We start from the raw sequence: 14,107 nt of genomic DNA, 5'->3' as shown, positions 1-14,107 counted from the left end.
CAAGGAGAGAACGATGGATTTTCCAAAAATTGCCCAACAGGTAATCGAAAAACTGGGTGGGAAAGACAATATCAGCGCCTTGGCGCATTGTGCGACACGCTTACGGATCGTATTAAAGGACGAAAGTGCGGTCGATAAAGAAGCGATTGAGAATATTGACGGCGTGAAAGGACAATTTTCCGTTGCCGGACAATATCAGATTATCTTCGGTTCCGGCACCGTGAATAAAGTGCATGCGGAAATGAGCGAGCTGTTAGGCATGGGCGATATGACCAAAAGCGATGTCGCGGCGGCCGGAGCGCAAAACCAAAATCTGCTGCAACGCTTGGTAAAAGGCTTGGCTGACATCTTCGTACCGATTATCCCGGCGATCGTTGCCGGCGGTTTGTTGATGGGGCTTGCCAATGTGTTTATGGCAAAAGATCTGTTTGTTGAAGGGATGTCGTTAATTGATACCCATCCCGAACTGACCGATTTGGCAGCGATGATCAACACTTTCGCCAATGCGCCGTTCGTATTTCTGCCGATTCTGATTGCGTTTTCGGCGACGCGTAAATTCGGCGGCAACCCGTTCTTAGGGGCGGCGTTAGGGATGTTGTTGGTTCACCCGGATTTAGTCAATGGTTGGAACTATACCAGTGTGGTTGCCGAAGGTAAGCTTGCCTATTGGAATATCTTTGGTTTCGATATTGAACGCGTCGGTTATCAAGGTTCGGTATTGCCGGTATTGGTTGCGTCTTGGATTTTGGCAACCTTGGAAAAAGCGTTGCGTAAAGTCGTGCCGTCGGTGCTGGATAACTTGTTAACCCCGTTATTGGCGCTGTTTATTGCCGGCTTTTTAACGTTCAGTTTTGTCGGGCCAATCACCCGTGAAGCCGGTTTCTTATTGGGAGCCGGGTTAACTTGGTTATATGATACGGCGGGCTTTATCGGTGGCGCCCTGTTTGGTGCGTTGTATGCCCCGATTGTCATCACCGGTATGCACCAGACCTTTATTGCAATTGAAACGCAGTTGTTGGCAGATTTCGCCACGACCGGCGGTACTTTCATTTTCCCAATCGCAGCGATGTCGAATATCGCGCAAGGTGCGGCGTGTTTGGCGGTGTTTGTGATTATGAAAGATGTAAAAACCCGTGGGATCGCCTTGCCGTCAGGTATCAGTGCGCTGTTGGGAATCACTGAACCGGCGATGTTCGGGGTCAACTTACGCTACCGCTATCCGTTTATCGGCGCGATGATCGGGGCGGGGTGTGCCAGTGCATTCGTGGCGTTATTCAATGTCAAAGCCCAAGCGCTCGGCGCAGCCGGTTTACCGGGCATTATCTCGATTAAACCGAATGACATCAGTATGTACGTCATTGGGATGTTAATCTCTTTCGTGGTTGCATTTTCAGTTACGATTGTCTTGGGCAAACGCGCACAGAAAAAAGCCAAGTAACACGCGAACATTCGCTTAAAGAAAAGCCAACCAAACTCAAAGTGCGGTTGGTTTTTTATTATGTCGACGGCAAACGGCTGGCGAAGCCTGATAAAATATGCTAGTTTGACAAAAATTATTTTTAATAACCTAACGTGATAACACATTTATGAGTGACGAACAGACAACAAACGACAATCCGGAGCCGAGTTCGAAAAAAGGTTTTTTCCAGTCGCTATTCGGCGGCTTGTTTCAAGGCGAATTGAAAAACCGTGAAGCGTTGGTCGAAGTCATCCGCGATTCCGAACAGAATGAGCTGATTGATCAAGACACCCGCGAAATGATTGAAGGCGTGATGGAGATTTCCAAACTGCGGGTGCGTGATATTATGATTCCGCGGGCGCAAATTGTGTTTATCAACAAAGAGCAATCGCTGGATTCTTGTCTTGATGTGATTATCGAATCGGCGCACTCGCGCTTTCCGGTGGTGAGCGACGAACGTGATAACGTTGAAGGCGTGCTGTTGGCAAAAGATTTATTGCCGTTTTCACGTAGTAACGCCGAAGAGTTTGATATGTCGCTGATTCTGCGCCCGGCGGTGATTGTGCCGGAAAGCAAGCGCGTGGATCGGATGTTGAAAGAGTTCCGCTCCGAACGGTTTCATATGGCGATTGTGGTCGATGAATTCGGTGCAATTTCCGGCTTGGTGACAATTGAGGATATTCTTGAGCAGATTGTCGGCGATATTGAAGACGAATTTGACGAAGAAGAAGCGGCGGATATTCGCCAGCTTTCACGTCACACTTATTCGGTGTCCGCATTAACCGATATTGAAGATTTTAATGAAAAATTCGGTACTCATTTTGAATCGGAAGAAGTCGATACCATTGGCGGCGTGATTATGCAGGCTTTCGGCTATTTGCCGAGCCGGGATGAGGAGATTGAACTGGAAGGCGTGCAATTCAAAGTGGCGTCTGCCGACAGCCGTAAGATTATTCAATTACGGGTGCGGGTGCCGGATGAGATTATGCCGGATACTGATCAGACGGAAAATAGCTAAATGCGTATTTTGTTCTGCTCTCCGTTAGTGAAAATTATCCTCAGTTTGTTGCTGGGCGCCAGCGGTGTTTTTGCCTTTGCACCGTTCGATTTTTGGGGCATGGCGTATCTCAGTGTCGGTGGCTTGATTGTTCTTGCGACACAAACCTCGCGTAGAACCGCACTTTATACCACTTATTTCTGGGCGTTGGGTTTCTTTGCGTTTGGCATTAATTGGATCCACGTCAGTATCAATTTATTCGGCGGCGTACCGTTATTATTGAGCTATCTGGCGGTGCTGTTGCTTGCCGCATACTTAGCCTTATACCCGTTGCTGTTTACTTATCTGGTGCGGCGTTTTCAGGTGAAAAGCGCGGTGATCTTCGCCATTCTGTGGACATTTACCGAATTTTTGCGCGGTTGGGTGATGACCGGTTTTCCGTGGCTGCAATTCGGTTATTCGCAAATCGACAGCCCGTTTTTCGGCATAGCGCCGCTGTTTGGCGTGCAAGGATTAACCTTCTTTGTGGTGTGGATATCGGCGTTGTTTGTGACAAGCTTCAAGGCATGGAAAAGTCACGCGAAAGGTACAAGTGTCAGTGCATTGTTAGTGTTATTCGTCGTGGCTTCGGCGGCGTTTTATGCGGGGAAAAACCACGATCCGCAAATTCATCTCAGCACAATCAAACAAGACCCCAAAATACTGAAAGTCACCTTAGTGCAGGGAAACATTGAACAAAACCTCAAATGGGATCCGAATTATCTCAGCAATACGATTAAGATTTACCAAGATTTGATTGCACCGCACTTGGGCAAAAGCGATTTGATTATTCTGCCGGAGGCGGCGATTCCAACCTTGGAAAACCAAGTGCCGACCTTGCTACAGAATTGGCAAACGGCGGCACAACAAAGCGGCAGCGAGCTGATCGTCGGCACGGTTTACCATGACGTGCAAACGGATCGTTTTCATAATTCGGTAGTGGTATTAGGGAATCCGCAGCAGCCTTATAGTCTTGAAACCGACAACCGTTATAACAAACACCATTTGGTTCCGTTTGGCGAATATGTGCCGTTGGAAAGTCTGTTGCGCCCGCTGGGAACGATGTTTAATTTGCCGATGTCGAATTTCAAGCAAGGCGACTATTTGCAAGCGCCGCTAAAAGCCAAAGGACTGAGTTTGACCACGGCAATTTGCTATGAAATTACCTTGGGCGGCCAGTTACAGCAAAATCTGAAACAGAACGGAAAAACCGATTACATCTTAACGGTTTCGAATGACGCGTGGTTTGGGGATTCCATCGGACCTTGGCAGCATTTCCAGATGGCGCGAATGCGTGCGTTAGAAAACGGCAAACCGGTTATTCGCGCGACCAATACCGGGGTTACCGCCTTTATCGGAGCCCGCGGAGACGTGTTGGCGCAAGCGCCTCAATTTGAAGCGACGACCTTAACCTTTGATTTGACATTATCACAAGCAATAAACGCAACGCCTTATTTAATGCTCGGCGATAAACCGCTTTATATTATCTCGCTGGTATTGCTCATCTTGCATATGCTGACCGCACTTTTACGCCGCAAGCTGTTACAACGGGCTTGCGTCAGTAAAGAAGGGGACTAGGGAGAAAGGCGCTGTCTTATACTTATAATAAAGCGGCAGCGCTTTTTCGAGAAAAAGAGAGAGATTAACGGCTACGGAAAATAATGCGCCCTTTACTTAAATCGTAAGGTGTTAATTCCACGGTGACTTTATCGCCGGTTAAAATGCGGATATAGTTTTTACGCATTTTGCCTGAAATATGCGCCGTTACCACATGACCATTTTCCAATTCAACCCGAAACATGGTGTTTGGCAAGGTTTCCAAAATCGTGCCTTGCATCTCAATGCTATCTTCTTTAGCCATTCATTCCTCTGAAATTTTTAATCTTAAATACAGTCGACAGGCAACAACGAATACCGCACTTTTGTCGGTTATTTTAAGTTCGTTGCCGTTACAAAGCGCAGATTATACCCGTATCAACTGCATTCGAAAAGCGTTTATTTTTTATTAAATCACTTAGATAATAATAATTATTATTTGTAAAGTTGTATGGAGTTTTATTTAATAAAAAATGGTTTTTTAAATGAAATTCTTATAGAATAATCTAGACTTGTTCGTGGATAATCTATTAAGATCGCAAGATCGCAAGATCGCAAGATCGCAAGATCGCAAGATCGTAGATCATTCTCTATTCACATTTTGAAAGCAGGTATTTATGAAAATTCTAGTTACTGGTGGGGCTGGCTTTATCGGTTCTGCTGTGGTGCGTCATATCATTAATCATACCCATGATAGCGTTATCAATGTTGATAAATTAACTTATGCGGGTAATTTAGAATCGTTGGCAAACATTGCTGAAAATCCACGTTATGCCTTTGCACAAGTCGATATTTGTGACAAGACCGCACTTGAGCGCGTTTTCCGGCAGCATCAACCCGATGCGGTGATGCACCTTGCAGCAGAAAGCCACGTTGATCGTTCGATTGACGGTCCCGCCGCTTTCATTGAAACCAATATCGTCGGCACTTATACCTTGCTTGAAGTGGCGAGAGCCTATTGGAGCGGTCTTGATGAAACTCGCAAATCCGCGTTCCGCTTTCATCATATTTCCACCGATGAAGTGTATGGCGATTTAGAAGGCACGGACGATTTATTCACTGAAACAACGCCTTATGCCCCAAGCAGCCCCTATTCCGCTTCCAAAGCCTCAAGCGATCATTTGGTGCGTGCGTGGTTGCGCACTTACGGCTTCCCAACAATTGTGACTAACTGCTCTAACAATTATGGTCCTTTCCATTTTCCTGAAAAACTGATTCCATTGATGATCTTAAATGCGCTCGATGGTAAGCCGCTGCCGGTTTATGGTAATGGCATGCAAATTCGCGATTGGTTGTTTGTGGAAGATCACGCACGTGCACTGTATAAAGTGGTGACAGAGGGCGAGATTGGCGAAACCTACAACATTGGCGGACACAATGAAAAAGCCAATATTGAAGTAGTGAAAACCATTTGTAACTTATTAGAAGAACTTGTGCCTAATAAACCGCAAGGTGTAGCGCAGTATCAAGATTTAATCACCTACGTGACTGACCGCCCTGGACATGATGTGCGCTATGCGATTGACGCAGCCAAAATTGGGCGCGAGCTAGGCTGGCAACCACAGGAAACCTTTGAATCCGGCATTCGTAAAACCGTGGAATGGTATTTGAATAATAAGAAATGGTGGAGCCGAGTGTTAGATGGCTCTTATCAAGGTGAGCGTTTAGGGTTATCATCTTAAATTATTAAGGAGGTACATATGCAACAAATTATTCCGGTTTTAAGAAATGGCAATCAACGTATTATCATCTTGCCGATTGAATATGATGTGGATGAAATGTATTTATATAGTGATCATAAGGGAAGTTTGACACTATCCTCTCAACCTTTTAACCAAGATATTGCTCCATCAAACAATCGTCGAAATTTTGGTTTTATGAAAGGAAAAATTCAGATACCAGATAATTTTGATGAAATTTATTCAGATGAAATTGCTGAAATGTTTGAGGGAAAATATGAAAATTCTACTCGATAGTCATATTTTGATTTGGTATGCGCAAGGAAATATAAAGAAGCTAAAACCTGAAAGTATTGATTTATTAACAGATTTACAAAATGAATTGTATTTCAGTATTGTGAGCATTTGGGAAATTGCGATTAAGTCAAATTTAGATAAACCGCATTTTATTATTAACCCTTAAGAGCTTGTTTTACAATTAAAAGAGAATGGTTTCAAATTGCTACCATTGATTCCTGAACATATTTTTCATTTGAAACAATTGGAATATATTCATCGAGATCCCTTCGATAGAATGTTACTGGCACAGGCAGAGACAGAAAGCTTATATTTTATTACGGCAGATCAGACAATTTTAAAGTATGAAAAATCATTTTTACCTAATGCAAATATTTTAGCAGATTAATTGGGTATTTTATATGAAAGGGATTATTTTAGCCGGCGGTTCCGGCACGCGTTTATATCCGATTACCCGCGGCGTATCGAAACAACTATTGCCGGTTTACGATAAACCGATGATTTATTATCCGCTTTCGGTATTGATGTTAGCGGGTATTCGTGACGTTTTAATCATCACCACCCCGGAAGATAACGACAGTTTCAAACGTTTATTGGGCGACGGTAGTGATTTTGGCATTAATTTGCAATATGCGATTCAAGCCAGTCCCGACGGTTTGGCACAAGCATTTTTAATCGGCGAAGAATTTATAGACGGCGACAGTTGCTGTCTCGTGTTAGGTGATAATATCTTTTTCGGGCAATCATTCACACCGTTATTGCAAAGTGCGGTCGGCAAAGAAACCGGCGCAACCGTGTTTGCTTATCAAGTGAAAGATCCGGAACGTTTTGGCGTGGTCGAATTTGATAATAATTACAAAGCCTTATCAATTGAAGAAAAACCAACGCAACCGAAATCAGACTGGGCGGTGACCGGTTTATATTTTTATGACAACCGCGTGGTGGAATTCGCCAAACAGGTTAAACCTTCTGACCGTGGCGAACTGGAAATCACCTCGATTAATCAAATGTATCTGGAAGACGGCTCGCTCAATGTTCAATTGTTAGGACGTGGTTTTGCCTGGCTCGACACCGGCACGCACGAAAGCCTGCACGAAGCGGCTTCGTTTGTGCGCACGGTGCAACACATTCAAGATTTACAGGTGGCTTGTTTAGAAGAAATCGCATGGCGTAATGGCTGGCTGACCACAGCGCAAATATTGGAGCTAGCCAAACCGCTAAGTAAAAATGAATATGGGCAGTATTTAATTCGCTTAGTCAAGGATGGAAAATAATGGCAAAAATTTTAATCACAGGTAGCCGTGGGCAAGTGGGAAGCCACTTGGTTGAGCAACTCACAGGTAAGGCAGAAATTTTAGCGGTTGATCGTGAAGAATTAGATATTACCGACCGAAGTGCGGTATTCGAAACCGTCAAAACTTTTCAGCCCGATGTGATTATTAATGCCGCAGCACATACCGCGGTTGATCGTGCGGAAAGTGAAATTGAGCTCTCGCAAGCGATTAATGTTAATGGTCCAAAATATCTTGCCGAAGCCGCAAATGCAGTGAATGCCGCAATTTTACATATTTCTACGGATTATGTATTTGATGGGCAGGGCAGTGGTGAGTATCTCGAAACGGATCCCACCGATCCGCAAGGTGTCTACGGTAAAACCAAATTAGAGGGTGAAATTGCCGTTCAACAATACTGTGAAAAATCGATAATTCTACGCACTGCTTGGGTGTTTGGCGAACATGGTAATAACTTTGTGAAAACCATGCTACGCTTGGCAAAAGAGCGCGACACAATAGGTATAGTAGGTGATCAGATTGGCGGACCGACTTATGCCGGTGATATTGCCGCCACAGTGATTACTATAGCTAATAAAATTATTCATGATGAACAAGTAGAGTTCGGTGTTTATCACTATACTGGCAAGCCTTATGTGAGTTGGTTCGAATTTGCGCAAGCCATTTTTGCTGAAGCGGAACAGCAAGGTACTCTGGTGAAAAAACCTGCCTTGAATAGTATTACAACAGCGGATTATCCAACTCCCGCAAAACGCCCGGCAAATTCACGTTTAAATTTAGATAAAATTAACCGTACTTTTGGGATTAAACCAAGCGATTGGCAAAAGGCGTTAAAAAATATTAAAGCGTATGGCTAATTTTACTGGTATCTAAATTATGCTAAAAAAAGTTGAAAGATTAATAGATGAAATAAATAAAGTTCATCTTGCGTTTTCAGAAGATTATTTTGAAACCGAAAAAATTGAAAAGGTAAATTTAAAGCATACTTTTGATAAAGTACCGGTTGAGCATATTTTGGCTTACCGCCTGAATTTACACGAATCAATCAATGATTATCTTTATCGAGCCGATTTATATGATATTGCCTATTTTTATCGGGTAAAAACATCAGAATCTATCTTGGATAAAATTGAACGATTCAAACAACGTAGCGAAGGTTTTCCGGTTAACAGTATTTTGAATGATATTTTTGGCGCAAGAGTTATCGTGGATACTGATGATATAACGAAAATAATGGATAACTTAGATGTTTGGAAAGAAAAATATGGCTTAAAAAATTGGTATTTAAGAGATAAAGAGGAGTATATTGGTATCCATATTTACTTTAAAAATACCAGCAATTTCTATTATCCCTGGGAATTACAAGTTTGGGATAAAAAAGATGCGGAAAGAAATATTCAAAGTCATAGAAAATATAAACGAAATTTTGTGAAGCAAGGATCAAAATGAAAATTATTGAAACCACAATTCCTGATGTCAAACTGCTTGAACCACAAGTTTTTGGTGATGAGCGCGGCTTTTTTATGGAAACTTTTCGCGATGAGTGGTTTAAACAAAACATTTGCGACCGCACTTTTGTTCAAGAAAATCATTCGAAATCAGTAAAAGGTGTGCTGCGTGGTTTACATTACCAAACTGAGAATACGCAGGGTAAATTAGTGCGGGTTATTTTCGGTGAAGTTTTTGATGTTACCGTTGATTTACGTAAAAATTCACCAACGTTTGGCAAATGGATTGGTGAAATTTTATCGGCTGAAAATAAACGCCAACTCTGGGTGCCGGAAGGCTTTGCGCATGGCTTTTATGTGATGAGTGATGAAGCTGATATACATTATAAGTGTACGGATTACTATAACCCAAAAGCCGAATATTCTCTTTTGTGGAATGACCCAACAGTTGGAATTGAATGGCCGTTAGAGGGTGAACCGAGTTTGTCGCGAAAAGATCTTCTAGGTAATGAATTAAGCAAGGCGAAATTATTTTTATGCTAAAAAAATTAATAGATAAATTTAAACGGTTTTATGCTTTTGATGAACTGTTAAAGCAGTTGATCATAAGAGATATTAAACTTAAATATCGTAGAAGTTATTTAGGTTATTTATGGAGTATTCTAAATCCATTAATGTTGATGGTCGTATTAGTTATTGTATTTTCCAACTTATTTCGGTTTGATATTCCTAACTTCCCTGTTTACTTATTGACAGGACAAATATTATTTGGTTTTATGGCAGAGGCAACAAATATCTCTGTTTTATCAATCGTTGGCAATGCTTCATTAATCAAAAAAACATATGTTCCAAAATATATTTTTACAATTTCCAAAGTTGGAAGCTCTTTAGTTAACTTAATTTTTTCACTAGCAGCATTATTACTTGTCATGCTGATTACAGGAACTCCATGGTCTTGGGCTATTTTAGCTATTCCTATAATTTTATTGCAATTATTTATTTTCTGTCTCGGGTTAGGATTATTTCTTGCAGCAATAACAGTTTTTTTTCGAGATATACAGTATTTATGGGGCGTTTTTGTGACCATGTGGATGTATCTAACGCCAATATTTTATCCAATCACAATTATTCCGGAATCTTATAGATTAATATATACAACGATAAATCCAATGTATCAATATATAGAACAGTTTAGAGGTGTTATTTTATATGCAAAAATACCCGATTCTAGTACAATGCTATTAGGTAGTATTTTAGCACTTCTCATCTTATTTTTTGGGGCTTGGTATTTTAATAAACGACAGGATAGTTTTATTTTATATATATGAAAAATAGTGATACTGTTATTAAAGTGTGCAATGCCACAGTTCGCTTTAATAAATCAACAGAAAATTATAGTGGTTTAAAGGATTATGTAATAAAAATGCTAAAAGGGCAATTAATGTTTGAAGAGTTTCTGGCATTAAAAGACATTAATCTCGAAATAAAAAGAGGAGAGTCTTGGGGGCTGTTGGGCGTTAATGGATCGGGAAAATCCACATTGCTAAAATTGATTTGCGGTATTTTAACCCCTTACAAAGGTAGCGTTGAAGTAAATGGTACTATTGCCCCATTAATTGAACTAGGGGCTGGCTTTGATGGGGAGTTGACTGCTAAAGAAAATATCTTTCTAAATGGGGCACTACTGGGGTATAAAAAATCTTTTATGGAAAAGCATTTTGATGAAATTATTGATTTTGCTGAATTAGAAAATTTTATCGATACACCAATAAAAAACTTTTCATCGGGAATGGCATCGCGTTTAGGGTTTGCAATTGCAACAATTGTTAAACCAGATATTCTTATCGTTGATGAAGTATTGGCTGTAGGTGATGCAGCATTCCAAGAAAAATGTAAAATACGAATGAATAATATGTTGTCAGATGGAACAACATTGCTTTTTGTATCTCACTCTATAGAACAAGTAAATGAGTTATGTGAATATTCAGTTTTACTTCAGCATGGATCTATAATTGAGTCTGGAAGAAGTAATTATGTTTCTCAATTGTATAATGATTTAATAAAAATAGTCTAATTGAACTGAACTGAACTGAACTGAACTGAACTGAACTGAACTGAATAATACACGGGATGAAAATACTTTTTTAAAAAATAAAATTGATTTTTTACATAAAGTTATTAAAAGAATTGTTGGAGAATAATATGAAAATTTGGTTTTTAACATCTGAGTTTCCACCAAGTTTTGGTGGTGGTATATCTACTTATATTAAGCAAATTTGTTTAGGGCTATCTCAGCTTGAGCATGAGGTTACTGTAATAACTAGAGGTGACTCAGATGAAGTAGAGAATATTAATTCTAATTATCGTGTGCTTCGTTTTAAACATATGGAGCATCCTATTTACTCAGCTTTGGGATATTGGGCTGCCTTGTCATATCAAATTTCTGATGTTGTTGAAGGATTGATTAAAAAAGAAGGTAAACCAGATTTAATAGAAGTCCAAGAATATAATGCTTTAGGTTATTATCTTTTTCAACGCAGATTTGCCTTAGAGGATTGCTTTCAAAATTTAAAAATAGTTGTTCATATGCATACACCGATATTTGAACTAATGAAAATTAATCAAGAACCTAGATATAAGTTCTCAAATTATTGGATTGGGCAAATGGAAAAGTTTGCTATTAATAGTGCAGATGCGTTATTAACTCAAAGCCAATTTTTAGCCAAGAAAATTCGAGATGAATTAGATATTAAGAATTCGATAGAAATTATTCCATTACCATTTGATGAAATAAGAAGTAGTACTAAAAATATTGAATATGATTTTTTATATATAGGTAGGTTTGAATATAGGAAAGGTGTTGTTCAATTACTTAGTCATATTTCAAAAATGTGGGAAAATAATATAAAATTTAAGCTCTGCATGATTGGTGGAGATACATTCTTTTATCCTAAACAAGTATATTTGAAGAAATACTTACTGGAAAAATATTCTAAATGGATAGAATTGGGTTATTTGGTAGTTAAAGACAATATGCCACCAGAAAATCTACATCATGAAATTAGTCAATTGAATGTTGTTATTATACCATCCCTGTATGAAAACTATCCTTATACTTGTGTCACCTCAATGATGTTAGGGAAGCCTATTTTAGCATCTATAAGTGGTGGGCAAGCTGAAATGGTTGGTAATGATAGGACTGCTGGTTTTATATTTGATTGGGATAAGCAAAATTCTTTCGAAAATGAGTTGCAAAATTTCTTAAATTTAGACTTGAAAACTATTAAAGAGATGGGGGAAGCGGCTAGGAATAGAGTAATGGCATCATCTCTTTTGAGTAATAATTTAGCTGTTCGTATTTCTTTTTATCATAAAGTTATCGATAATGCTACGGAATTAAATTTTCCAGAACCTGAGTATATAAAACGATTAAAGCTTTCGACTCCAGTTTTAAAGAATTCATATAACAATAAGAAAATATCAATAATAATTCCTTACTATAATTTAGGAGAATATATAATTGAAACACTGGAGTCGGCTCTATCTTCTGATTTAGAGGATTTTGAAATTATTATTGTTAATGATGGTTCTACAGATTTAGACTCTTTGCAGAAGCTTGAGGATATTAAAAATAATTTTATTGGATATGATATAAGAGTTATAAATATTCAAAACTCAGGTTTAGCTAATGCTAGAAATGTTGGGGCAGTAAATGCAAAAGGAGAATATATTACATTTTTAGATGCAGATGATCTTGTCTATAAAGATTTCTATTCTAGCGCTATAAAAATACTGGATAGATTTACAAATATTTCATTTGTATACTCTTGGTTAGAGTATTTTGAAAATGGAAAAGGGGTATGGCCAACTTTTAATACAGAGTTGCCATTTATGTGTTGTGCAAACATGTTGTCAGCATTCTGTATTGTTCGTAAGAGTGACTTCTTAGAGTTCGGTCTTAATCATTCAAATATGGAGTATGGTATGGAGGATTATGATTCTTGGCTTGCGATGGTATCAAATGGTTGCATCGGTTTTTCTATCCCTAAAGTGTTGGTTAAGTATAGAGTTAGACATAATTCTATGTCCCGACAATTTAATAAAAATATGATTTTATATCTATATGATATTCTTTCTAAAAATAATAACCGACTCTATAAAGAATATGGTAATGAAATTTATAATCTAATTTCATCTAATGGTCCAGGTTATTTTTGGAATAATCCGACTTATGAATTACCACCTTTAGGAATTGCTAATGATAAACAAGACCTGTCAGGAATACAGTATAGTATACAAAATCTTCGCTATAAAAATGAGCTAATAAGAATTGCAGAAAGTAAAATAGGAAGTTTTTTATTACGAGCACTATTTAAATTAAAAATTAATAAACTGTTCTAAGAGGTGTTATGATTATTGGTAGAGGAATGCTTGCTAAAGCATTTAATAGTTATGTATCTACTGAAGATGTAATTATTTTTGCTAGTGGAGTATCTAATTCTAATGAAGAGAATTCATCATCTTTTACTCGAGAGAGAGAGCTGTTACGTCATACAATCAGAAATAATCCAGCGAGTCTAATTGTTTATTTTAGCACTTGTAGTATTTATGATTCGACACTGCAAAATTCAAAATATGTATTGCATAAATTATTGATGGAGCTCATACTACAAGATGAGTGTGATAGATATTTAATATTTAGATTACCACAAGTTGCAGGGAGGACAAAAAGTCCAACCATTATTAATTTTATTTATAATAAAATTAATAATGGAGAGGAGTTTAGCGTTTTTAGTAAAAGTAAAAGAAACATAATAGATGTTGATGATGTCTTTAAAATCGTTGATTATATTTTAAAAAAAATTTATTTATGAATTTAATAATAAATTTAGCCTCGCCACTATATACAGATATTCTTGAACTAGTATCGATTCTAGAAAGGTCTCTTAACAGAGAGGCATATTATAATATTGAAGATAAAGGTTCAAGCTATTATATTGATATTTCCCAATTAAATGATATTTATAGTACTCTCGGTATAGTTTTTGATGTGGATTATGTGTCCAAAACGATAAATAAATATTTTATTAAGTAAAGCACACTTCTTTTTTATTATTAATATTATTAGTAGGCTGTCATAATATCGATATTGAACAACAAATTATAAATGTTTTGAATCAAGATATTGTGCCGGATAGAATTATTATTTTAGATGATTGCTCATTAGATAATGTTATTTAAATCCTTGATTTGTGAAGGGATTTAAATAATGCAATTATAATTTCTAACTCATTTTAACA

At 38.4% G+C, this 14,107-nt stretch carries 16 protein-coding genes; 15 read left to right on the top strand and 1 reads right to left on the bottom strand.

What is annotated here, in order from left to right:
• Positions 1 to 13: 13 nt before the first annotated feature.
• From ACWA5Z_RS00815 to lnt, 3 genes are all read left to right on the top strand, one after another.
• Positions 14 to 1,438 (top strand): sucrose-specific PTS transporter subunit IIBC, encoded by a 1,425-nt coding sequence (locus tag ACWA5Z_RS00815; protein WP_431053441.1) that lies wholly within the window; start codon positions 14 to 16, stop codon positions 1,436 to 1,438.
• A 148-nt stretch (positions 1,439 to 1,586) separates the two neighbouring features.
• Positions 1,587 to 2,477, top strand: a complete 891-nt coding sequence (gene corC / locus ACWA5Z_RS00810) for a CNNM family magnesium/cobalt transport protein CorC (RefSeq protein ID WP_431053439.1) — start codon at positions 1,587 to 1,589, stop codon at positions 2,475 to 2,477.
• A complete protein-coding gene (gene lnt / locus ACWA5Z_RS00805; RefSeq protein ID WP_431053437.1) occupies positions 2,478 to 4,073 on the top strand; it encodes an apolipoprotein N-acyltransferase in 1,596 nt (531 codons plus the stop codon).
• Positions 4,074 to 4,137: 64 nt separating this feature from the next.
• Here the strand turns inward: lnt and infA are convergent, their stop codons facing one another.
• Entirely contained in the window at positions 4,138 to 4,356 is a 219-nt protein-coding gene (gene infA, locus ACWA5Z_RS00800; RefSeq protein WP_034612205.1) for a translation initiation factor IF-1, read from the bottom strand.
• 352 nt (positions 4,357 to 4,708) lie between these two features.
• Here infA and rffG point away from each other — a divergent pair, with 352 nt between their 5' ends.
• The 12 genes from rffG to ACWA5Z_RS00740 all read left to right on the top strand — a co-directional run bounded on the left by rffG (position 4,709) and on the right by ACWA5Z_RS00740 (position 13,681).
• The gene (rffG, locus tag ACWA5Z_RS00795) at positions 4,709 to 5,773 is read left to right on the top strand and encodes a dTDP-glucose 4,6-dehydratase (RefSeq protein ID WP_431053435.1); all 1,065 of its coding nucleotides are present in this window, start codon (positions 4,709 to 4,711) and stop codon (positions 5,771 to 5,773) included.
• Positions 5,774 to 5,791: 18 nt separating this feature from the next.
• A complete protein-coding gene (locus ACWA5Z_RS00790) occupies positions 5,792 to 6,067 on the top strand; it encodes a hypothetical protein (RefSeq protein WP_431053433.1) in 276 nt (91 codons plus the stop codon).
• Positions 6,048 to 6,233, top strand: a complete 186-nt coding sequence (locus tag ACWA5Z_RS00785) for a type II toxin-antitoxin system VapC family toxin (RefSeq protein WP_449343190.1) — start codon at positions 6,048 to 6,050, stop codon at positions 6,231 to 6,233. The genes ACWA5Z_RS00790 and ACWA5Z_RS00785 overlap by 20 nt, the downstream gene beginning before the upstream one ends.
• 36 nt (positions 6,234 to 6,269) lie before the next feature.
• Complete coding sequence (locus ACWA5Z_RS00780) at positions 6,270 to 6,455, top strand: hypothetical protein (protein WP_449343189.1); 186 nt, start codon at positions 6,270 to 6,272, stop codon at positions 6,453 to 6,455.
• 13 nt (positions 6,456 to 6,468) lie between these two features.
• Positions 6,469 to 7,341 carry a glucose-1-phosphate thymidylyltransferase RfbA gene (rfbA, locus tag ACWA5Z_RS00775; RefSeq protein WP_431053429.1) on the top strand — a complete coding sequence of 291 codons (873 nt, stop codon included), beginning with the start codon at positions 6,469 to 6,471 and terminating at the stop codon, positions 7,339 to 7,341.
• The gene (gene rfbD / locus ACWA5Z_RS00770) at positions 7,341 to 8,216 is read left to right on the top strand and encodes a dTDP-4-dehydrorhamnose reductase (protein WP_431053427.1); all 876 of its coding nucleotides are present in this window, start codon (positions 7,341 to 7,343) and stop codon (positions 8,214 to 8,216) included. Before rfbA ends, rfbD begins: the two co-directional genes overlap by 1 nt.
• A 19-nt stretch (positions 8,217 to 8,235) precedes the next feature.
• On the top strand, positions 8,236 to 8,808 hold the full coding sequence (locus ACWA5Z_RS00765) for a GTP pyrophosphokinase (protein WP_431053425.1): 573 nt from the start codon (positions 8,236 to 8,238) through the stop codon (positions 8,806 to 8,808).
• Positions 8,805 to 9,350 carry a dTDP-4-dehydrorhamnose 3,5-epimerase gene (gene rfbC / locus ACWA5Z_RS00760; protein WP_431053423.1) on the top strand — a complete coding sequence of 182 codons (546 nt, stop codon included), beginning with the start codon at positions 8,805 to 8,807 and terminating at the stop codon, positions 9,348 to 9,350. The genes ACWA5Z_RS00765 and rfbC overlap by 4 nt, the downstream gene beginning before the upstream one ends.
• Positions 9,344 to 10,135 carry an ABC transporter permease gene (locus ACWA5Z_RS00755; protein WP_431053421.1) on the top strand — a complete coding sequence of 264 codons (792 nt, stop codon included), beginning with the start codon at positions 9,344 to 9,346 and terminating at the stop codon, positions 10,133 to 10,135. Before rfbC ends, ACWA5Z_RS00755 begins: the two co-directional genes overlap by 7 nt.
• Entirely contained in the window at positions 10,132 to 10,881 is a 750-nt protein-coding gene (locus ACWA5Z_RS00750) for an ABC transporter ATP-binding protein (protein WP_431053419.1), read from the top strand. Before ACWA5Z_RS00755 ends, ACWA5Z_RS00750 begins: the two co-directional genes overlap by 4 nt.
• Before the next feature lie 128 nt (positions 10,882 to 11,009).
• The gene (locus ACWA5Z_RS00745) at positions 11,010 to 13,208 is read left to right on the top strand and encodes a glycosyltransferase (RefSeq protein WP_431053417.1); all 2,199 of its coding nucleotides are present in this window, start codon (positions 11,010 to 11,012) and stop codon (positions 13,206 to 13,208) included.
• 8 nt (positions 13,209 to 13,216) lie between these two features.
• Complete coding sequence (locus ACWA5Z_RS00740) at positions 13,217 to 13,681, top strand: NAD-dependent epimerase/dehydratase family protein (RefSeq protein ID WP_431053415.1); 465 nt, start codon at positions 13,217 to 13,219, stop codon at positions 13,679 to 13,681.
• Positions 13,682 to 14,107: the final 426 nt, after the last annotated feature.

This window comes from Testudinibacter sp. P80/BLE/0925, from assembly GCF_053570785.1.
Note: the sequence above shows the minus strand (reverse complement) of the source record. Positions and strands in the feature narration are given on the sequence as shown.